Annotated in this window: 24 protein-coding genes and 1 other annotated feature; of the genes, 8 read left to right on the forward strand and 16 right to left on the reverse strand. The window is 29.0% G+C overall.

What is annotated here, in order from left to right:
- Nucleotides 1-520: 520 nt before the first annotated feature.
- The 4 genes from proC to GOQ29_RS12025 are packed head-to-tail and all read right to left on the reverse strand — an operon-like array spanning nucleotide 521 to nucleotide 5,183.
- Nucleotides 521-1,321, reverse strand: a complete 801-nt coding sequence (gene proC / locus GOQ29_RS12010) for a pyrroline-5-carboxylate reductase (RefSeq protein WP_203372905.1) — start codon at nucleotides 1,319-1,321, stop codon at nucleotides 521-523.
- 16 nt (nucleotides 1,322-1,337) lie between these two features.
- Entirely contained in the window at nucleotides 1,338-3,698 is a 2,361-nt protein-coding gene (hypD, locus tag GOQ29_RS12015) for a trans-4-hydroxy-L-proline dehydratase (RefSeq protein WP_203372906.1), read from the reverse strand.
- Between the two features lie 5 nt (nucleotides 3,699-3,703).
- The gene (locus tag GOQ29_RS12020; protein WP_203372907.1) at nucleotides 3,704-4,606 is read right to left on the reverse strand and encodes a trans-4-hydroxy-L-proline dehydratase activase; all 903 of its coding nucleotides are present in this window, start codon (nucleotides 4,604-4,606) and stop codon (nucleotides 3,704-3,706) included.
- On the reverse strand, nucleotides 4,599-5,183 hold the full coding sequence (locus GOQ29_RS12025; protein WP_203372908.1) for a helix-turn-helix domain-containing protein: 585 nt from the start codon (nucleotides 5,181-5,183) through the stop codon (nucleotides 4,599-4,601). Before GOQ29_RS12025 ends, GOQ29_RS12020 begins: the two co-directional genes overlap by 8 nt.
- Before the next feature lie 428 nt (nucleotides 5,184-5,611).
- Between GOQ29_RS12025 and GOQ29_RS12030 the strand changes: the two genes are divergently transcribed.
- Together GOQ29_RS12030 and GOQ29_RS12035 are read left to right on the forward strand one after the other, a co-directional pair.
- Nucleotides 5,612-6,043, forward strand: a complete 432-nt coding sequence (locus GOQ29_RS12030; RefSeq protein ID WP_203372909.1) for a Fur family transcriptional regulator — start codon at nucleotides 5,612-5,614, stop codon at nucleotides 6,041-6,043.
- Nucleotides 6,044-6,134: 91 nt separating this feature from the next.
- Nucleotides 6,135-6,866: a hypothetical protein gene (locus GOQ29_RS12035; RefSeq protein WP_203372910.1), complete on the forward strand. Its 732-nt coding sequence runs from the start codon at nucleotides 6,135-6,137 to the stop codon at nucleotides 6,864-6,866.
- 31 nt (nucleotides 6,867-6,897) lie between these two features.
- Here GOQ29_RS12035 and GOQ29_RS12040 read toward each other — a convergent pair whose 3' ends face one another.
- From GOQ29_RS12040 to GOQ29_RS12070, 7 genes are all read right to left on the reverse strand, one after another.
- Nucleotides 6,898-7,608, reverse strand: a complete 711-nt coding sequence (locus tag GOQ29_RS12040; RefSeq protein ID WP_203372911.1) for a Crp/Fnr family transcriptional regulator — start codon at nucleotides 7,606-7,608, stop codon at nucleotides 6,898-6,900.
- A gap of 88 nt (nucleotides 7,609-7,696) precedes the next feature.
- Nucleotides 7,697-8,047 carry a cupin domain-containing protein gene (locus tag GOQ29_RS12045; RefSeq protein ID WP_350446022.1) on the reverse strand — a complete coding sequence of 117 codons (351 nt, stop codon included), beginning with the start codon at nucleotides 8,045-8,047 and terminating at the stop codon, nucleotides 7,697-7,699.
- Between the two features lie 146 nt (nucleotides 8,048-8,193).
- Nucleotides 8,194-8,883 carry a hypothetical protein gene (locus tag GOQ29_RS12050; RefSeq protein ID WP_203372912.1) on the reverse strand — a complete coding sequence of 230 codons (690 nt, stop codon included), beginning with the start codon at nucleotides 8,881-8,883 and terminating at the stop codon, nucleotides 8,194-8,196.
- 13 nt (nucleotides 8,884-8,896) lie between these two features.
- The gene (locus GOQ29_RS12055) at nucleotides 8,897-9,433 is read right to left on the reverse strand and encodes a GNAT family N-acetyltransferase (protein ID WP_203372913.1); all 537 of its coding nucleotides are present in this window, start codon (nucleotides 9,431-9,433) and stop codon (nucleotides 8,897-8,899) included.
- 80 nt (nucleotides 9,434-9,513) lie between these two features.
- The gene (locus GOQ29_RS12060) at nucleotides 9,514-10,071 is read right to left on the reverse strand and encodes a GNAT family N-acetyltransferase (RefSeq protein WP_203372914.1); all 558 of its coding nucleotides are present in this window, start codon (nucleotides 10,069-10,071) and stop codon (nucleotides 9,514-9,516) included.
- Between the two features lie 21 nt (nucleotides 10,072-10,092).
- Nucleotides 10,093-10,965: an aminoglycoside 6-adenylyltransferase gene (locus GOQ29_RS12065; RefSeq protein WP_203372915.1), complete on the reverse strand. Its 873-nt coding sequence runs from the start codon at nucleotides 10,963-10,965 to the stop codon at nucleotides 10,093-10,095.
- A gap of 100 nt (nucleotides 10,966-11,065) precedes the next feature.
- Nucleotides 11,066-12,202, reverse strand: coding sequence for a THUMP domain-containing class I SAM-dependent RNA methyltransferase (locus GOQ29_RS12070; RefSeq protein ID WP_203372916.1), 1,137 nt, complete (start codon nucleotides 12,200-12,202; stop codon nucleotides 11,066-11,068).
- A 203-nt stretch (nucleotides 12,203-12,405) separates the two neighbouring features.
- Between GOQ29_RS12070 and GOQ29_RS12075 the strand changes: the two genes are divergently transcribed.
- The gene (locus tag GOQ29_RS12075) at nucleotides 12,406-12,780 is read left to right on the forward strand and encodes a class II SORL domain-containing protein (RefSeq protein ID WP_203372917.1); all 375 of its coding nucleotides are present in this window, start codon (nucleotides 12,406-12,408) and stop codon (nucleotides 12,778-12,780) included.
- A 32-nt stretch (nucleotides 12,781-12,812) separates the two neighbouring features.
- On the opposite strand, the gene GOQ29_RS12080 is transcribed toward GOQ29_RS12075, so the two are convergent.
- Complete coding sequence (locus tag GOQ29_RS12080) at nucleotides 12,813-13,049, reverse strand: DUF2164 domain-containing protein (RefSeq protein ID WP_203372918.1); 237 nt, start codon at nucleotides 13,047-13,049, stop codon at nucleotides 12,813-12,815.
- 46 nt (nucleotides 13,050-13,095) lie between these two features.
- On the opposite strand from GOQ29_RS12080, the gene GOQ29_RS15100 reads away from it, so the two are divergent.
- The gene (locus GOQ29_RS15100) at nucleotides 13,096-13,302 is read left to right on the forward strand and encodes a desulfoferrodoxin family protein (protein ID WP_350446023.1); all 207 of its coding nucleotides are present in this window, start codon (nucleotides 13,096-13,098) and stop codon (nucleotides 13,300-13,302) included.
- A gap of 58 nt (nucleotides 13,303-13,360) precedes the next feature.
- Nucleotides 13,361-13,564 (forward strand) — a binding site (T-box leader).
- Between the two features lie 54 nt (nucleotides 13,565-13,618).
- Nucleotides 13,619-14,842 (forward strand): tyrosine--tRNA ligase, encoded by a 1,224-nt coding sequence (gene tyrS, locus GOQ29_RS12090; protein WP_203372919.1) that lies wholly within the window; start codon nucleotides 13,619-13,621, stop codon nucleotides 14,840-14,842.
- A gap of 27 nt (nucleotides 14,843-14,869) precedes the next feature.
- Here the strand turns inward: tyrS and GOQ29_RS12095 are convergent, their stop codons facing one another.
- Nucleotides 14,870-15,370 carry a GAF domain-containing protein gene (locus GOQ29_RS12095; protein ID WP_203372920.1) on the reverse strand — a complete coding sequence of 167 codons (501 nt, stop codon included), beginning with the start codon at nucleotides 15,368-15,370 and terminating at the stop codon, nucleotides 14,870-14,872.
- A 149-nt stretch (nucleotides 15,371-15,519) separates the two neighbouring features.
- Between GOQ29_RS12095 and GOQ29_RS12100 the strand changes: the two genes are divergently transcribed.
- Both GOQ29_RS12100 and GOQ29_RS12105 read left to right on the forward strand, forming a co-directional pair.
- Nucleotides 15,520-15,966, forward strand: a complete 447-nt coding sequence (locus GOQ29_RS12100; RefSeq protein WP_203372921.1) for a MarR family winged helix-turn-helix transcriptional regulator — start codon at nucleotides 15,520-15,522, stop codon at nucleotides 15,964-15,966.
- A gap of 10 nt (nucleotides 15,967-15,976) precedes the next feature.
- Nucleotides 15,977-17,362, forward strand: coding sequence for an MATE family efflux transporter (locus tag GOQ29_RS12105; RefSeq protein WP_203372922.1), 1,386 nt, complete (start codon nucleotides 15,977-15,979; stop codon nucleotides 17,360-17,362).
- A 12-nt stretch (nucleotides 17,363-17,374) separates the two neighbouring features.
- Here GOQ29_RS12105 and GOQ29_RS12110 read toward each other — a convergent pair whose 3' ends face one another.
- From GOQ29_RS12110 to GOQ29_RS12120, 3 genes are all read right to left on the reverse strand, one after another.
- Complete coding sequence (locus GOQ29_RS12110; RefSeq protein WP_203372923.1) at nucleotides 17,375-17,992, reverse strand: NUDIX hydrolase; 618 nt, start codon at nucleotides 17,990-17,992, stop codon at nucleotides 17,375-17,377.
- A 109-nt stretch (nucleotides 17,993-18,101) separates the two neighbouring features.
- Nucleotides 18,102-18,623, reverse strand: a complete 522-nt coding sequence (locus GOQ29_RS12115; protein ID WP_203372924.1) for a peroxiredoxin — start codon at nucleotides 18,621-18,623, stop codon at nucleotides 18,102-18,104.
- A gap of 91 nt (nucleotides 18,624-18,714) precedes the next feature.
- Nucleotides 18,715-18,957 carry a helix-turn-helix domain-containing protein gene (locus GOQ29_RS12120; protein WP_203372925.1) on the reverse strand — a complete coding sequence of 81 codons (243 nt, stop codon included), beginning with the start codon at nucleotides 18,955-18,957 and terminating at the stop codon, nucleotides 18,715-18,717.
- 177 nt (nucleotides 18,958-19,134) lie between these two features.
- Here GOQ29_RS12120 and GOQ29_RS12125 point away from each other — a divergent pair, with 177 nt between their 5' ends.
- Nucleotides 19,135-19,314, forward strand: a complete 180-nt coding sequence (locus GOQ29_RS12125; RefSeq protein ID WP_203372926.1) for a Spo0E family sporulation regulatory protein-aspartic acid phosphatase — start codon at nucleotides 19,135-19,137, stop codon at nucleotides 19,312-19,314.
- The last annotated feature ends 91 nt before the right edge of the window (nucleotides 19,315-19,405 follow it).

The following is a 19,405-nucleotide window of genomic DNA, read 5'->3' on the forward strand; positions in this document are numbered from 1 at the left end:
TTATTAAATAACCCAAAATAATTATTATAAATTCCAGAAAAATTATCCTTACATTCTATTAGCCCAGGCTTCTCAAAAAGAATCTCCTGGACTAATAAAAATATTTTATCTTAAGCTACCATATAAAATTTTAAAAATATAAAAGGCAAACAAGAAGCATGTTCTCTAGGGAAACCTAGTTTCCCTTCGACGATGCATAAAACATGCACCTAAGTACCCTTCTAATACAGCAGGGGATTTCATCCCCTACAACCCGTCATTTTTTATTGTATTCCAATATTTTCTATAACTATTAACCTTTGTATCTATCAATAATCTAAAAGCTTTATTAAATTAACTTACCTAGACAATGAATAAGATGTCCCATAGCATCTAAATAAAATACTAATTTCAGTTTAGATTAAAAATATATGATTTTCAAGCATTTTAAAAAAATTTTTTATACATAAAATTCGATAATAAATCCTTGCCCTGTATAGGACAAGGATTTATTATATATTTCAATTAATTTATGAATTTTTTAAAGTTCTTTAGATTTTTTTACACAACCTCTAACTGCTTCAATCATAGCACTTCTTAGTCCTTTATTTTCTAATATACTTACTGCTTCAATAGTAGTTCCTCCTGGAGAACAAACCATATCCTTTAATTCACCTGGATGTTTCCCTGTTTTTAAAACCATTTGAGCTGAACCCAATACCGTTGCAGCTGCCATCTTATAAGCCTTATCCCTAGGCATACCTTCCAGCACTCCTCCATCAGCTAATGCTTCTATAAACATATATACATATGCAGGAGAAGAACCACTTATCCCTGTAACCACATCCATAAGTTTCTCTTCTATCAACTCTGCTTCTCCAAAACTTTCAAATATTTCAAGTACTTCTTTTAATTCACCTTCAGAAACCCTTTCATTAGATGATATTGCTGACATACCTTTCCCTACTAAAGCTGGAGTATTGGGCATTACTCTAATTAATTTTACATCCCTTTCAAATCTCTCTTCTAATTGAGATATTTTCTTCCCAGCTGCAATAGATATTATCAATGTATCCTTCTTCACATTATCCTTAATTTGGTCAATTACTATATCACATATATGGGGTTTCACAGCTAAAATAACTATTTGAGCCTTCCTGACAACCTCATTATTATCTGTAGTAGTATTTACACCATAATTTTTTTCTAACACCTTCAATGAATCTTTATTTAAATCCCCCACAATTATATTCTCTGGTGAAAATATCTTACTATCAATTATACCTGCCATCATGGCTTGAGCCATATTTCCTCCGCCTATAAATCCTAAAGTTTCTTCCATTTATATTCCCCCTAAATTATATTGATTGTTCTGTTCTAGCTATTATCTCATCCTGTAATTCTTTACTTAAATTTGAGAAATAATCACTATATCCTGCTACACGAACTATAAGATTCTTGTATTCCTCTGGTCTCTCTTGAGCCTCTAATAATGTCTCTCTAGTTACTACATTAAATTGTATATGATGTCCATCTAATTTAAAATATCCGCGTACTAAATTGGCTAATTTATCTAAACCTTCCTCCCCTTCTATGACTGAAGGAGTAACTTTTTGATTTAATAATGTTCCTCCTGTAATTAAATGATCCATTTTAGAAGCAGATTTTATCACTCCTGTAGGTCCATTTAAGTCTGCACCCTTAGCAGGAGATATACCATCGGCTAAAGCTTCCTCTGATTTTTTTCCACTAGGTAAAGCTCCTATCACTGATCCAAAATACACATGACATGTTGTAGGTAACATATTTATTCTGTGTTCTCCACCTCTAGTATTAGGCCTTCCTGTAACCTCATTATAATAGGCCTTAAATACACTTCCCATTATTTCATCTGCATAATCATCATCATTACCATATTTAGGAGTTTTCTTTTTAATTAGATTAAATACATCATCATGACCTTCAAAATTATCCTTTAAAGCATCTAATAGTTCCTTCATAGACATATTTCTATTATCAAATACATGATACTTTATAGTAGATAAACTATCTGTTATATCTCCTATCCCTACGCCCTGAATATAAGTTACATTATACCTTGCACCCCCGGCATTATAGTCCTTACCATTCTTTATACAGTCATCTATGATTATAGATAAAAATGGTACAGGCATATTCTCAGCATATAATCTTTCTATAACTCTATTTCCTCTAACCTTAATATCTATAAAATAATCAAGTTGTTTTTTAAAGGCTTCAAATAACTCATCATAACTGCTAAATTCAGTGGGGTCTCCTGTTTCTATTCCTAGTTTCTTTCCAATCATTGGATCAACACCATTATTAAGGGTTATCTCAAGAACCTTAGGAATATTGAAGTATCCTGTCAAAATATAAGCCTCTTTACCAAAGGCCCCTGTTTCAACACAACCACTGGTACCTCCACATCTAGCATCCACTATATCCTTACCAGCATTTAATAACTCTTGAACAACAGCATCAGCATTAAATAATGATGGTTGCCCCCATCCCTTTCTAACTATACTTAATGCCTTTTTTAAAAATCTCTGAGGAGTCTTTTTACTTATCTGAACATTTGAGCTAGGTTGTAAAAGTCTCATTTGATCTATTACATCCAATACTAAATAACTAACTTCATTTACCCCATCGGAGCCATCAGCCTTTAATCCGCCACTATTTATATTAGCAAAATCCGTATATGTAGCACTCTCTTTTAAAGTTATTCCAACCTTAGGTGGGGCCGGTTGATTATTAAATTTAACCCATAAACACTGAAGTAATTCCTCAGCTCTATCTCTAGTTAAAGTACCTTCCTCTATTTCCCTTTCATAGAAAGAATTAAGATGTTGATCTAATCTACCAGGATTAAATGAATCCCAAGGATTTAACTCAGATATAACACATAAGTGTACAAACCAATACATTTGAATGGCTTCCCTAAAGGTTCTTGGGGCATTGGCTGGAATCCAACTACAGGTCTCTGTTATATCTATTAATTCTTCTTTTCTCTTAGGGTCATCTTCCCTTTCTGCCATCTCCCTAGCTAATTCTGAATATCTTTTTCCTAATATAATTATAGCATCACAGGCTATCTTCATAGCTTCCAGTTGATTTATTTTATTTAAAGCATCATCATCATTATGAAAATCCAGATTTTTTATTGATTCATCTATTTCCTTTTTAAAATCTAAAAATCCCTTTTTATATATTTTATTATCTCCAACAGTATGTCCTGGTCCCCTTTGTTCTTGAAATTCAGTAAATATGCCTGCTTCATAACAGTCCTTCCATTCCTGAGTCATATTTTCAAATATATGATATCTCATTGATCTTTTTTTCCAGTAAGGTATTATGGTCTCCTTTTGTATTTCCTTTGCCTGTTCATCCACCTTAAAAAATACCTTTTCCCTATCATTCATTGTCTCCATATCTTCTATTGTATGACAGCATAACTCAGGATAAGTTGGTGTGGCAGCAGGAGATTCTCCCCTTTCACCTACAATAAGTTCTCCATCATTTATACTTATTTTTTTCTTAGACATGAATTCCTTCAAAACTAAAGCTCTTAAAACAGGCTTCGAAACAGTTCCTTCATATTTTTTATACACTTCATCTACTATCTTAGCCCTTTCCATTGAAATATAAGGTACTGCATTTAAACTTTCTTCCCTTAATTTCTTAACCCTTTCACAAATCATAAATATTAACCCCCTACCTTTATTTTTCTATTTAATATTTTAAATTTCTCAACTAAATTATCCATCTCTTCCTCTGAAGGCTTTTCATCACCTATAAGATTATACTCTTTAGAAAGTCTCTCATACTTCTCCATTCCCATTCTATGATAAGGGAGGAGGTTAACTTGACTAATATTAAGTTTCTCTAAAAACTTAATTGTACCTTCGATATTTTCCATATCATCATTTATACCTTTGATAATAGGTATTCTCACATATATATTAGCTCCAGTTTCAGATAACTTTTCTAAATTTTTTAATATATTTTTATTGGAAACCCCTATATATTTTTTATGTCTCTCATCATCTAAAAGCTTTAAATCATAGAGGAATAAATCTGTATAATCTACTATTTTCTTGATATTTTCCCATTTGCTATAGCCACTAGTATCAACAGTAGTATGTACTCCTTCAGTTTTTGATTTTTTTAGCATTTCTTCTAAAAAATCTATCTGAGATAAAGGTTCTCCACCAGAAAATGTAACTCCACCACCGGATTCTTCATAGAATATTTCATCCTTCTTTATTTCCTTCATCAATTCTGAACTTGTAAATTTCCTTCCTACCAGCTTCCAACCTTCATTTAAACATAAATCTGCACATTTACCACACAAAGTGCACTTATCTTCATCCCTAATAGGCACCCTTGATTCCATCTTTATAGTCCTTTCAGGACATCTTTCTTCACACCTGCCACAGCCACTACATTTATCTCTAAAAAACATTAAATCACTATTAAAATTTTGACTTTCAGGGTTATGGCACCACCAGCAACTTAAGGGACAGCCTTTAAAAAACACAGTAGTCCTAATACCTGGGCCATCATGAACCGAGTACTTCTGTATATTCATTATCATACCTTTACTCATCTTCATTAATCCCTTTATTATCTTTAAAATAATTAGGAGTACTAACAACTAAAACTTTAACTACTTTATTGGTATAATTAGCCCAGTTATGCATTCTTTCTGAATCATAATGGGCACTATCTCCAGGATATAAATGATATTCCTTAGAATCTAACATCAGGGTGAGAATTCCTTCAATCACATATACAAATTCTTCCCCCTTATGACTGTACTCATTGATATCCTCTTCTACACTCATAGGCAAAATATCTATCCTCCTTGGATAAATATTTGCTTTATCTAAAGAATTACTTAAATGATAATTAATGAATTTATTATTCATAACTTCATATACTTCATTTTCATAACTTTTTAATATCATTTTTTCGTCAGATTTAGGTTTCAATAAAAAACGGGATAAATCTACTTTCAAAGCATCAGATATAACTTGTAAAGAATCTATAGCTATAGTAGTTAATCCCCTTTCAAACTGAGATAAAAACCCTATAGATAAACCTGTTTTTTCACTTAAATCTTTCAAAGTCATATTATTTGATTTTCTTATTTCTTTAACTTCACTACCTATATTTTCAATCATAAAACAACCATTAAACTAAATTCCAATAATGGTCTTCAATCCCCCTTTTACATATATATAATTTTTTTTATATCTATAAATATTTTAATCCCTTGTATAGTACTTGTCAATATCATTTATGTAATTTTTAATAAATAATGGATATAATAATGGATATATTATTAATATGACCGGGTAAGGGATTAAAAAATCTATTGATCAATTTCATAATAGTGAAATTTTCCTTCTAAAGAAATTTATTATAGGAATGTAAGTAAATCATTTAGTAATAGTGATATTACAAGTGGCAGAAAGACAATACAAAGAATTATAGAACAAAGAACAATTAATAATTTAAACTTTATTTAACACTATAACAATATTTATTCATTAATTGAATATATGAAAGGAATAATATAAAATAATATTAAAGAAATGAGGTTGATAAAATGCCTAATAAAGAAGATATTATAAAAACCCTTAAAGAAAAGGGACACAGATGTACTAATCAAAGAGAAGCCATATTAGATGTATTAATAAATAATAAAAGCCACTTTATAAGTGCTGAAGATATATATATAAAAACTAAAAAAATATATCCTAAAACAAATTTCTCTACAGTATATCGAACTCTAGAATTATTAGATAGATTAGAAATTATCCACTCTACTACAACAGATGGCAAAAAAACTATATACGAAATAATATGTAAAGATAGCCATCACCATCATATTATTTGCAAAAATTGTGGAAAAACTAAAGTAGTAGACTTTTGTCCCTACACAAATATAAAAGAAAATTTAGCTAAAGAAGGTTTTAAGCTTACAGATCATAAGTTTGAACTATATGGATATTGTGAGAATTGTAATGATGATGACTAATAAAAAGAAAAGCATAATTCTCATAATACTTTTACTTCTGATCATAATATTTATTACTAACTTATACTATCCATTACGGAGTTATAGCATAATGTATCCACTAAAAACTTATTATAAAAAAACAGGACTTTTTAATGATATACCTCTAAGAGTCCCTAGTAGAACAATTAATGATAAAGAAAACTTTTATCCTTTTGTTCTTTACTTTAATTCTAATAAAGGCTTTAGTCAGTATATAAATCAAGATGTAGAACTAAGTATAATATATAATTTCGGTAATTTTAGTTCTAATAAGAAATACTCTAATTATTTTAATTCTAATTCTGATTATTATTCATCTTTCTATGGAGTCTATGGAATAAAAACAAATGATGGTACTCCATTTGGATTTAATCAAGATGATATTGACATAGATTTATTGTCAAAAATGCCAGAATATGATCAGAAATATTTAGTTCTGCCCTCCATAGGACTTCTCCCAAAAAACGTTACATTTAAATACAAAATAAAAAATATAAAAGAAAATATTAATTATATCGATTCTAATAATTGGATAAAAGTAGATTCTATAATAAAAACTAATTCTCCGTTACATAAATATAAAAAACATCATAATGGTTATATCCAATATGGTATTCCCCCAGAATCAAACAACATAAAAGAAGATTATCCTATCATAGATTTATATGGTAGAATGTATATAAAATTCTTTGAAGAATATGATTCCACTATTGTTTTTTATATTTTGGCTAACGACAAATCCACAGTAAATAAAATTGATAAATATATATTATCTAATTCATATATAAATAAAAATAAATAAGAATTGGAATATTCCAATTCTTATTTATCATTTAAGCTAAATCTTCTAATTTATTTAATTCCTTTATAATTATTTTTTTATTGCCTATTAATTCTATAATTCCTTCATCCTGAAAAACACTTAATTTTCTACTTACAGTTTCTCTAGTAGAACCTATATAATTAGCCATATCCTCTCTACTTAAAGGTATATCTAATTCCACAATCCTCTCTTTAGGTGTTCCAAAATCTTTTATAAGACCTAGAAGTAATCCTGCTAATCTAGATTCAATATCCTTCGTACCAAGACGCTGAACTTGTTCTTCTAAACTAACAACCCTATCATGAATTACCCTTAAAGTCTTTAAAGCTATATCAGGATTTTCTAAGAGTATTTTATCAAAATCTTTCTTAGTAAGTATACATACATTGCTATCTTCCATAGCTTCAGCATTAAATTTAAATTCTTCTTCTTTTATAAGACTCATATCTCCTACAAAATCACCTTCAGCTAATATATATATAATCTGTTCTTTACCATCTTTAGTATACCTAAAAGCTTTTACTTTTCCTTTATTTATTAAAAATAATTTATCTGATATATCTCCTTCAAAAAAGAGCATTTCACCTTTTTTAAAAGTCTTTATATTTATTTTATCTGTTATTTCAGATAATTGTTCTTCCGGAAGTACTGAAAATATAGATACTTTTCTTGCACAATATCTACCCTGGCATAGATTACAAACTTGTTTGCATTGCTTCATGTTCTCTCCCACCTACCTTATTCAATCCGCTTGAATCTATTATACCATATAAACTAAATTTGAAAAAAATAAATAGAATGTTAACATCCTATTTATGTCCTTCCTCCGGTACTATACATATAAATTTAAATCTATCTTCTCCAATATTTTTAAATTGATGTATTTTATCTGCAGGTACATAGGCAAAAGAACCTGCTTTAACTTCATTATCTTCACCATCAATATGTAATATACCTTTGCCCTCTAATATATAATTAATGTGGGGCCATGGATGACTGTGTTTTGGAGTATATCCTTCTTTCCCAACTTCCATAACTCTCATCACATGTCCATCCCATCCTTCTTTAGGTGAAATCAATGCTTTCATGATAGCATTTTTAACCTCAGAGTTATTAAATTTTATGGTTTTAACATTCTTTTCATGTGATACTATCATCATAAAGACCTCCTATATATTAAATATATATACATTATATACTAATATTCACTCTAATTCATACAATATTAATACCCATTAGATATAATATTAAATAATTTATTTATAATATTTTTTATTAGAGTTTACATGTTCACTTACTCCCCTTATTATTGCTTATCTTCTAAACTCTTGAAGCAATTTTCACATCTTCCTATCCACTTCACTTCATATTCTTTTCGATTTATGAGTCTGCTAGATAAATCCTTAATACTTGTGATGTTTTCATCCCTGCACCAATCAACAAATACTCTAGAAGTTTCAGAATCTATATCTTTATCCATGTAAATATATACATTTTTATATCCATTGATGAATGCTTGTACTAATCTAGTATGACCATCAGTAGAAACATACCTTCCATCAATTTCTACTACAGGGATGATTACTTTCTCATAGGAATCTAACCAACTAGACACTTTTCTTATCTTATCTTTACTAATATATAGTTGAGAAGGTTGTATATCTTCAATAGATACCACTTCTAGATCACTGGCATTATGATTATTAAATTCTCCTTTTTCATATCTAATAGTTTTAAGAAATGGATTCCAATATAATATTTCATTAATAAACTTTATAGTAATTTCATGTTCATTTATTTCTTCTATAGCTATATCAATACCTAAATTAGCTTCTTCTTGATTAATTATATCTAATTCCCCTGTAGCTATGATATTATTATTTTTTTCATCAGCAGCTATAAAAAAATTATTACTCTGTATCACTCTTCTATCTTTACAATATTTATCATGTTCTTTTAAAGCCCTTCTAACTTTAATATTATTAATATCTATCATTCCTATTACCTCTTTAATCTAATTCTAACCCCATTTGTATAGAACTATAGTATTTTTCATTCACATAGAAATCCCTAGTAATTATACCTTCTTTTTTAAAACCTAGTTTTTTATACAATTCTATAGCTATTTTATTATCTTCTCTAACCCTTAAATTTATTTTCTTAATTATCTTACCTTCATCTGCCCAATCTATCATATATTTTACTAGTTCCTTCCCTATACCTAATCCCCAATATTTCTTTAAAACACTTACACCAAATTCTCCTGTATGCATAATTCTTGGTCTATGTCCTCCTCCAAAATTTAAGCTACCTACGATTTCATCATCTATTAATGCTACTATATATAGCATATTACCTGAATCAAAATGATTTTGTAGAATATCTTCTTCCTTTTCTACTGTTATATTAAATTCACCTTTACCAAAAGTCAAAAAGTCTGACTCTTTAGCTATTTGATTTACATAGTCTATTAAATCTCTTGCATATTCTTTAATAGCTGTTCTAATAATTAATTTTTTTCCATTATTAAGTTTTATATCTTTCATATTTTCCCCCTTACTTACAATCTCACCTATAAATTTACGGTATCACTCTATTAATTTTACTTCTAAAAACGTTATATGCCTTAAATAACTTCTTCTCTTAAAATTGAATAATACTTACAATCCACTATTTGATCTGATGAATTCTTTAGTATCTTTCTAAGGGTTCCTTCATAAGTTAAACCACACTTTTCCATAACCCTTCCAGAAGCATTATTTCCCACTTGATATCGTGCGGTTATCCGTGTAAACCCTACCTCATTGAAGGCATATTCAATAATAGCTAAAAATGCTTCAGTGGTGATTCCTTTATTCCAATAATCTCTACTAATGCAATAGCCAATCTCACTATTTTCGTTTCGATTATCTACATCTAAAAGACCAATTGTTCCAATAACAGAATTATCTTCTTTTACTTCTATCGCCCAATGATAGTTTTCTATACTTTTATTTTCTTCAATCCATAGGTTAATAATATTCTTACTTTCATCAATGGACTTATGAGGTGGCCAAGTAACATATCTTGTAACCTCTTTATCTGTTGCCCAGTTGTTATACATATCTATTGCATCCTCTTCCTTAAATGGTCTTAATATCAATCTCTCTGTTTCTAGTACCTTAGTTCCCTTATGATTTAACATTTATAATCCCCTCCAGTAAAACTAAAATATTGACTCTGCATCCTTTGGCAACTCTTTTATATGCTTTAAAAAATTAAAAGCTCTTTCTAACTCTTCCTCTGGAAATTCAAATTCACAATTCTCTCCTACATATTTAGCTGTTTCTTCAAACAAATCATGGAATATAAACAAAGATCTCCATATGTTATCATAGTCATAATCTGTATAAGTCTCTTTAAACTGTTCCCATATATTTGGCTCTAATAATTTCTCTAATTTTTTACCACCTTTACCAATACTATATTTATAATCAGTTTTTATACCTATTGACCATTCAAGCATTTTAATTAATGGTTTTCTAAGCACAACTTCTATTAATTCCTTTAGCAACGGTAATTCTTTTCTCCAGATTGTCTTTGGTATATGAGATCCTAAGCCCCATATGAAACTATTACAGCAATCATCATACAGCTTAGGACTAGGTTTTTCTATAATATAACTTTCTTCACTAGGTTCTGGTATATGCGGTATAAAATTATCTTTATCTAGTATTACTTTAGTTAAGCTATCTTCTATCAAATCATGAATTTTATTTATATAAAGTATTTGCATATCTATTCTATTACCATCCATAAACTGCATCAAATAAGTATAACGTCCATCTCCTATTGGTACTGGTAATATTTTATCCTCTGGTTTTTGCATAATCATTATCTGGCCAAAGTAAGATACAATATAATCTTCATCTTTAAACGGTTCTACATCAGTAACCAAATATACAATATCAAAATCTTGAAATATATCCTTTTCTATATTTGGATTTACTCTAGAACCGCTCATCAGAACTCCTCTAATTCTATCATCCTGCTTGGCAAAACTAATAATTAAATCCATCATTTCTTTTTCTGTCCGCATTTACTCATCCTCTCGTACTTATATCTTTACTTATTAGAATATTCTATATACTTCCCTCATATCCTCTTTTATAAAAATGAAACTTAAGGATATAAATTCCCTAAGCCTTATTTGGTCTTGGTCCAAAATATTGATAATAATCCACTTTTATTCTCCCATTATATAATTTTCTTCTTTTTGATGCTTTTTTACCATAGAGTCTTTCAAAATTTTCATCAGAAGTAATAATATATTTTGACCAGGTTCTTAGATTCTTAAACTCTCTTCCCATCTGTTTATATAGATCTTCTACTTCTCTTTTTTCTCCTATTCTCTCCCCATATGGGGGATTTGTTATTATAACTCCATATCTATTTTTTATATTTATTATTGAGAATTTCCTCACTTTAAAATCTATACAATCATCTACCCCTGCTTTAAAAGCATTCTCCTTAGCCACGTCTATTGCTTTTTTATCCTTATCCGAAGCATATATCATTAATTCTCTATCATGTTTTATTGCTTTAAAGGCTTCTACCTTAGCTTGTTTCCATGCCTCTTTGGGAATTCTATCCCATTCTTCCGAGGCAAATTTTCTATTTAATCCTGGAGCTATATTTTTACCTATCATTGCTGCTTCTATAGCTATTGTACCTGAACCACAAAAGGGGTCAAGTAATACTCTATCATGACTCCAAAAGCTTAACTGTACTAAAGCAGCAGCTAAAGTTTCCTTTAATGGAGCTTCCACAGCTTCTTCTCTATATCCTCTTTTATGTAATCCAGTACCACTGGTGTCTATGGTAAGTGTTGCGATATCCTTTAATAATGCCACTTGAATTGTATACTTTGCTCCTGTTTCTTTAAACCATTCTGTTTTATATTTAGATTTCATTTTATCCACTACTGCTTTTTTTACTATAGATTGGCAGTCTGGAACACTATATAATGTTGATTTTATTGATTTTCCTGTTACGGTAAATTCTCCATCTTCACTTATCCATTCTTCCCAGGGAAGGGCTTTTGTCTTTTCATATAATTCTTCAAAGGATAGTACCTTGAATTCTCCCAATAGTAATAATACTCTATCTGCTGTTCTTAGCCATAAATTTGCCTTAGGAATATCCTCTACATTTGCAGAAAATATAACCTTTCCATTCTCTACTTCTATATCAGTAAATCCTAAACTTTCTACTTCTCTTTTTACTACTGCTTCTAAACCAAATGTAGCAGTAGCTATCAACTTTATTTTAGACATCGTATCTCTCCTATTTTAAAATATGTATTCATTCTATCAGAAATGAATTTTATTATCCATTATAATGATTCCTTAAAAACATACTATTTAACACGAATGTCTAAAAAAATTATAGAAAACTAATTTTTTTGTGTTAAAAATGGTTTAAAGGGTATATAGATTTATGAAAGAGAATTTTAATATTAAAGGAGGAATTTTTTACAATGAAGAGTTTAGGTAATTTTTTACAAACAGGAGATTGGAAAGGCGAAAAACACGTTCCAGTTATACATATTAATGATACAGTTAAAGCTGGAGAATTAACAGAACTTAAAGTATCTATTGGAGATGAAATAGCTCATCCTAATACTTTAGAACATCATATTAAATGGTTTAAAGTATTCTTTAAGCCAGAGGGAGGAAAATTCCCTATAGAAATATATACAGCTTCTTTTGATGCTCATGGTGAATCTAATGTATTTGATGAACCTCAAATTGCAACTTATTTTAAAACTGATAAGCCTGGTACAATCCATGTAATTAGCTATTGTAATATCCATGGATTATGGGAAAATAGCAAAGATATTAATGTAAAATAATATTAGGAACCCTCTCTTGGGTTCTTTTTCATTTACCTTTTTACTATTTGCAATGCAAACAGATCCTCTACTTTATCACTCATGTATGTATGGGCATCATTTACCCCTTGATTATATATATCAGGACCTAATTTATCTATAAAGAAATTTAATATCAATTCTGCCGCCAAGTCTCCTAAATCTTCATCTCGTTCCTTTACAAAATAATCCTTTACTTCATTTATCATTTGTTCTTTTACATTTTTATCAATTTGAATTTTATTCTCCATATTATCTTCTCCCCTTATATTAATATCTTGATTATATCATATAAATATAAAATTATTTTATTTTGCTGAAGATAGAAAATTCCCTATTCAATTAACTAGTTTTAAATTCACTGTCCATGGAAAATTTGATACTTTTATTGAACCAATAGGCGTTACTAATGCAATATTAGATAAGCCTGGTATTATATATGCTTTAAGTTATTGTAATATCCATGATCTATGGGAAAATAGTATAGAAATAAAAATACACTAAAAAACCCTTGACAATTTCAATATGTTTGTATATCATGTAGTAAAATTCAATATATAAAGCATAAACATTGAAAGAGATAGTAGCTTTTTTTAAGGACAATAGAGACAGATTGGTTGGTGAAAAATCTGCCTTAAATATAAGCGAATTACGACTCTAGAGTTTCAGTAGGAAACTACTGCGATTAGTCATATGATACATGACTTAATGAGGCATTTTATTAAATGTGAATTAAGGTGGTAACACGGGTTTTCTCGTCCTTTTGGACTAGAAAACCCTTTTTATTTTTATATGAAAATATTTAAAGGAGGTATGAAAAATGAAAAATGCATATGATACTCTTGTTGAAAGAGGATTTATTGAACAAACTACTCATGAAGAAGAAATTAGAGAACTTTTAGAAAAGGAATCTGTAACATTTTATACTGGTTTTGACCCTACTGCAGATAGCCTACATCTAGGACACTTTGTTCAAATAATGGTTATGATGCATATGCAGCAAGCAGGTCATAAACCAGTAGCTCTTATTGGTGGTGGTACTGCTATGGTTGGTGATCCATCCGGTAAGACTGAAATGAGAAAAATGCTTACAGAAGAAGATATAGATAAGAACGCTGAATCTCTTAAGAATCAAATTTCGAAATATTTAGATTTAGACGGTGAAAAAGGTTATGCAATTAATAATAAGGAATGGCTCAAAGGTTTAAACTATATTGATTTTATCAGAGATATAGGTAAACATTTCTCAGTAAATAGAATGCTTACAGCAGAATGTTTCAAATCCAGAATGGAAAAAGGACTATCATTCCTTGAATTTAATTATATGCTTATGCAATCCTATGATTTCTTAGAACTCCATAAAAGATATAATTGTAAATTGGAACTTGGAGGAAACGATCAATGGTCTAATATACTTAGTGGTGCGGATTTAGTAAGAAGAGTTGAATCTGAATCAGCATACGGACTAACATTCAAATTATTAACTACTAGTGAAGGTAAAAAAATGGGAAAAACTGAATCTGGAGCTATTTGGGTTGATCCTAATAAAACACCTCCATTTGAAATGTACCAATACTTAAGAAATATAGATGATACTAATGTAGAAAATACTTTAGCATTACTAACTTTCTTACCTATGGATGAAGTTAAACGATTAGGTTCATTAGAAGGAGCAGAAATAAATAAAGCAAAGGAAATATTGGCATTTGAATTTACTAAAATTGTTCATGGAGAAGAAGAAGCTATAAAAGCTCAAAAAGCTGCTAAAGCATTATTCTCTGATGGAGCAGATATGTCTAATATACCATCTACAGATATGGATAAAAGTATATTTGAAAAAGGTATTGGTCTTTTAGATCTTATGACTGATTTAGGTCTTACCTCATCAAATGGTGAAGCTAGACGTCTAGTAAAACAAGGTGGCGTGTCAGTTAATGACGAAAAGATAACTGACTTCAAAAAAGAAATTACTTCAGATGACTTTGAAGATGGAAAACTTATGATAAGAAAAGGAAAGAAAAAATATCATCAAGTAAAAATTTAAATATTAAAGGTAGCCAAATGGCTACCTTTAATTTATATCATTCCAGTTTATATATTTATTTAGTGTTTCTACAAATTTTTCTAAATACTTACCATCTTCTTCATTAAATCTGTTTAATACAGGACTATCTATATCCAATACACCTATGAGCTTATCATCTTTAACAATAGGTATTACTATCTCTGATTTAGAAACTACATCACAAGCAATATGGCCCTCAAACTCATCTACATTTCCTATTATTTGTATTTCTCTTTTTTTGGCGGCTGTTCCGCACACACCATTACCTATTTGAATATGAGTACATGCTGGTTTCCCCTGAAAAGGTCCCAATATGAGTTCACCATTTTTATACAAATAAAATCCAGCCCAATTTATATTATCTAATAACAACCAGATCAATCCAGAAGCATTAGATAAATTAGCCAGCCAATCTTCTTCATCACATATTAAACCAGTTAATTTTAAGTTTAAATATCCATAAAATTTCTTTTTATCTTTAGTATCTATCTTTTTTATTTTTTCCATATTAAATTCCTCCTAACATTAGTTATCCACATTATACAACTTTTTTATATTTAATTTCAAATATATATTGACTTTTCTTTGAAAAATGATTAGAATTCTAATAGTAAGAATTCTAACTAATAGTGACTCTAAATAAAAGGGGTGATCTTTTGAAAGAAACAGATATAGATGATATTAATAAAAATATGTTAGAATTTAATAATCTATTCCATAGTAAAATAAGTAAAGTATTTAGGGGAAATATGGATAACAAATATAGATGTAACAAAAATCAAAATAAAGCTATTATGACTATTGGTAAATATGACAATATCTCTCCTTCTACATTAGGTAAATACCTAGATATGAGAAAAGGAAGTTTAACTACATTAATAGATTCTTTAGTGGAAAAAAATTTAATTTTAAAAGAAATGGATAATAATGATAGAAGAAGATATTTATTATCTTTAACTGATGAAGGAAAAAAATATTTTGAAAACCAACGAGAGATATTCAAAAATTCTATTCATACTATTTTTGGAAAACTAAATGAAGATGAAATAAAAATCTTTTCAGAAAACATGAATAAAATTGTTGAAATAATGAAGAAAGTATGAGGTGAAATATATGAATGAACAAAAAAGATTAGGTAATGAACCAGTCGGTAAATTGCTACTTAAGTTTTCCATACCAGCTATAATAGGTATGATGGTAAATGCACTATATAATACAATCGATAGAATATATATAGGTAAAAGCATGGGAGAATTGGGTCTAGCAGGAATAACTATAGGTTTTCCTATAATGATTATTATAATGGCATTTAGTATGCTTATAGGTCTTGGAGCTACTTCTTTAATATCTATAAAATTAGGAGAACATAAAAAAGATGAAGCGGAAAAAATATTAGGTAATGCTACTGTTTTGCTTTTTCTTATATCTTTAATAATTTCAATTTTAGGATTAGTCTTCCTTAATCCACTATTAAAATTATTTGGTGCAAGTGAAACAGTATTACCTTATTCTCAAGCATATCTAAGAATAATATTATCAGGAGCTATATTTCAAACGATAGGTTTTGGTATGAATAATTTTATTAGAGCGGAAGGAAATCCTAGAACGGCAATGTTAACCATGCTTATAGGTGCTGTATTAAACATTATTCTTGATCCAATATTTATATTTGTATTTGATTTAGGCATTAGAGGAGCCGCTTTTGCTACTATATTATCTCAAGCAATAGCTGCTATATGGGTTCTTTCCTACTTCTTTGGAGGAAAAAGCTCTTTAAATATTTATATATCTAACTTTAAGTTAAAACTTCCTATAGTAGGTAAAATTCTTGCAATAGGATCAGCTCCATTTCTAATGCAAGTAGCCTCTAGTGGTATAAATGCTTTGCTTAATAATAGCTTACAAACTTATGGTGGAGATACTGCTATCGCAGCATTTGGTATTATAAATAGTGTGACTATGTTTATATTAATGCCTATATTTGGTATAAATCAAGGAGCCCAGCCTATTATTGGTTACAATTATGGAGCTAAACAATATGACAGGGTAAAATCTACTCTTAAATTAGCAATACTTGGTGCAACCTTTATCACTATTACAGGTTATATTGCTACAAGAGTATTCCCTGAGACTATAATTAGTTTCTTTGGTGGTGAAGATAAAAATCTTGTTAACATAGCTAAAAATGGACTAAATGTATTTCTATTTATGTTACCTATCATAGGAATGCAAATTGTTTCATCTAACTATTTCCAAGCAGTAGGTAAACCAAAACATGCTATGTTTTTAAGTTTATCAAGACAAGTTTTATTCTTAATTCCTTCTATACTAATATTGCCAAGATTCTTTGAACTTAAAGGTGTTTGGATGGCAGCTCCAGTATCTGACGTCCTTGCATCTATAATAACAGGAATATGGATAACCTTAGAAATGAAAAAATTAAATAATGATTATAATATTGAACAAAATAATTTTGACCCATTAATTGAAGATGAGTAAGTCCAATTGGACTTACTCATTTATTATATCTATAAAATTTTTTGTCATTCTTGCTGTCATTCCCCATATAATATAATCTTTATATTTATAAAAAAACACGGGATAAATTCCTGTTCTCCAGTCATATGCCTTACCATTATTTATTAAATGATAAGGAAAATCTTCTCCTACCTTAGGATCTATTATCATATCATATTGCTTAGGTTTATTTTCTAAAAAGAAATCTAATGGTACTGTAAATATCTCATGAACTTCATCTCCATTAAAATCTATATCTTCAAACTCAATTCCTTTAATTATACCTAAAAAAGGATATATACCTATATTAAAAGGCATTAGGATATAGTCTGTCTGACTTATCACTTCAATATTTTCCTTATCTATATTTAATTCTTCCATGGTTTCCCTTATTGCTGCATCTAAGAAAAATTCTCCCTTCTCAACTTTACCTCCAGGAAAAGATATTTCTCCAGGTTGAGTTCTTAGATTATAAGCTCTTATTTCATATAAAATCTGTAATTCTCCATTCCTATATATAAGAGGGATAAGTATAGCAAAGTCTGCATTAATTCCCATTGGTTTTGCATCCCTATTTTTTACTAAATTAATTATATCATTTAATCTCTTCATATTATCACCCTAATATATTTTATCATATACTTTAAATGTATAACTAATACTTTATAATAAATTTAAGTAAAACTTAACCCCTCGGTTATAACCAAGGGGTTAGTCTATGTTATAATAAATCTTCTCCTTCATCCCAATCTACTGGGCATAATCCACCAGTTTTAAGGGCTTTAAGCACACGAAGAGTTTCATCTATACTACGTCCAACATTTAAATCATGTACTGCTGCATATTTCACGATCCCTTCAGGATCTATTATAAATAGTCCTCTTAAAGCAACTCCATCTTCTTCTACTAATATTCCATAATTTCTTGATATATTCATAGTTTTATCTGCAGCTAATGGAAAATTGAGCTTTCCTAAGTCTCCATTAATCCATGCTTTGTGAGAATGTTCACTATCTGTACTTACTCCTAATACTTCTGCATCTTCCTTTACAAAGTCTTCATATCTTTTACTATATCCTGTTATTTCTGTTGGACATACAAATGTAAAATCTGCTGGATAAAAGAACATCACTAACCATTTACCTTTATAATCATTAAGAGATACTTCTCCAAAATTTTCACCATTTCCGTCTATTGTTGACATTTTAAAGTCAGGTGCAGATTTTCCTACCAATCTTTCCATTCAAAATTCCTCCTTATAATCAAATTTCTTTAACACTATATTCATTCCCAATAAAAAAACTTTTAAACAAATAAATAATAATTATTTTCATTTATTTATCACTATCTTCTATCAATTTTACTATTTTCTTATAATCAACTTCTAGCAATTCTTCAACAGTACACTCTAAACCCGCACAAACTTTCAATATAGTTTCTAAACTAAGAGATTCTAGTTTTCTATCATTATTCAATTTTGTAATCGTAGGATTAGATACTTTACAAATATCCCCCACATCAGAAACATTTTTTATTCCTCTTTTTGCCATTATTAATCTTAAATTAGATTTGATCATAAAAACTCTCCTAAAAATATTCTTAATTACTATTATACATAATTTTTAAATCAAAGTATAGTTTTAATATTATTAATTATAACTTGTTTTTACCAAACTATACCTTGATTTTTTCAAGTTATAATTATATAATGATATTAAAGTTAAATAAATGACGGACAAGGGGGATAATTAATTATGTATAAACAAAATATATTTTTAAACATGAATGATAAAAGAAATAGTCTAAATGCATTAATAAATAATAATTCCAATAACCTTACTAGTTTAGATATAATAAATGCCAGTAAAGAATTAGACAAGCTTATAATTGTATGTCAAATAAAAATGAATAAAAAACTAAATAAAGTACATTAGTTCATATAAAAAAGGCGGACTAGAAACATGTCCGCTTCGCTAGGGAAACCTAGTTTCCCTTCGACGGTGCATAAAACGTGCACCTGAGCAC

Origin of the sequence: Anaeromonas gelatinilytica (assembly GCF_016820635.1) — a bacterium.
In the GTDB taxonomy this organism is placed as follows: Bacteria; Bacillota; Clostridia; order Tissierellales; family SIT17; genus Anaeromonas; species Anaeromonas gelatinilytica.

Coding starts and splice junctions, on each gene's coding strand:
- proC (WP_203372905.1), bottom strand. CDS start 1,321: ATGGAAGAAACTTTAGGATTTATAGGCGGAGGAAATATGGCTCAAGCC.
- hypD (WP_203372906.1), bottom strand. CDS start 3,698: ATGATTTGTGAAAGGGTTAAGAAATTAAGGGAAGAAAGTTTAAATGCA.
- GOQ29_RS12020 (WP_203372907.1), bottom strand. CDS start 4,606: ATGAGTAAAGGTATGATAATGAATATACAGAAGTACTCGGTTCATGAT.
- GOQ29_RS12025 (WP_203372908.1), bottom strand. CDS start 5,183: ATGATTGAAAATATAGGTAGTGAAGTTAAAGAAATAAGAAAATCAAAT.
- GOQ29_RS12030 (WP_203372909.1), top strand. CDS start 5,612: ATGCCTAATAAAGAAGATATTATAAAAACCCTTAAAGAAAAGGGACAC.
- GOQ29_RS12035 (WP_203372910.1), top strand. CDS start 6,135: ATGTATCCACTAAAAACTTATTATAAAAAAACAGGACTTTTTAATGAT.
- GOQ29_RS12040 (WP_203372911.1), bottom strand. CDS start 7,608: ATGAAGCAATGCAAACAAGTTTGTAATCTATGCCAGGGTAGATATTGT.
- GOQ29_RS12045 (WP_350446022.1), bottom strand. CDS start 8,047: ATGATGATAGTATCACATGAAAAGAATGTTAAAACCATAAAATTTAAT.
- GOQ29_RS12050 (WP_203372912.1), bottom strand. CDS start 8,883: ATGATAGATATTAATAATATTAAAGTTAGAAGGGCTTTAAAAGAACAT.
- GOQ29_RS12055 (WP_203372913.1), bottom strand. CDS start 9,433: ATGAAAGATATAAAACTTAATAATGGAAAAAAATTAATTATTAGAACA.
- GOQ29_RS12060 (WP_203372914.1), bottom strand. CDS start 10,071: ATGTTAAATCATAAGGGAACTAAGGTACTAGAAACAGAGAGATTGATA.
- GOQ29_RS12065 (WP_203372915.1), bottom strand. CDS start 10,965: ATGCGGACAGAAAAAGAAATGATGGATTTAATTATTAGTTTTGCCAAG.
- GOQ29_RS12070 (WP_203372916.1), bottom strand. CDS start 12,202: ATGTCTAAAATAAAGTTGATAGCTACTGCTACATTTGGTTTAGAAGCA.
- GOQ29_RS12075 (WP_203372917.1), top strand. CDS start 12,406: ATGAAGAGTTTAGGTAATTTTTTACAAACAGGAGATTGGAAAGGCGAA.
- GOQ29_RS12080 (WP_203372918.1), bottom strand. CDS start 13,049: ATGGAGAATAAAATTCAAATTGATAAAAATGTAAAAGAACAAATGATA.
- tyrS (WP_203372919.1), top strand. CDS start 13,619: ATGAAAAATGCATATGATACTCTTGTTGAAAGAGGATTTATTGAACAA.
- GOQ29_RS12095 (WP_203372920.1), bottom strand. CDS start 15,370: ATGGAAAAAATAAAAAAGATAGATACTAAAGATAAAAAGAAATTTTAT.
- GOQ29_RS12105 (WP_203372922.1), top strand. CDS start 15,977: ATGAATGAACAAAAAAGATTAGGTAATGAACCAGTCGGTAAATTGCTA.
- GOQ29_RS12110 (WP_203372923.1), bottom strand. CDS start 17,992: ATGAAGAGATTAAATGATATAATTAATTTAGTAAAAAATAGGGATGCA.
- GOQ29_RS12115 (WP_203372924.1), bottom strand. CDS start 18,623: ATGGAAAGATTGGTAGGAAAATCTGCACCTGACTTTAAAATGTCAACA.
- GOQ29_RS12120 (WP_203372925.1), bottom strand. CDS start 18,957: ATGATCAAATCTAATTTAAGATTAATAATGGCAAAAAGAGGAATAAAA.
- GOQ29_RS12125 (WP_203372926.1), top strand. CDS start 19,135: ATGTATAAACAAAATATATTTTTAAACATGAATGATAAAAGAAATAGT.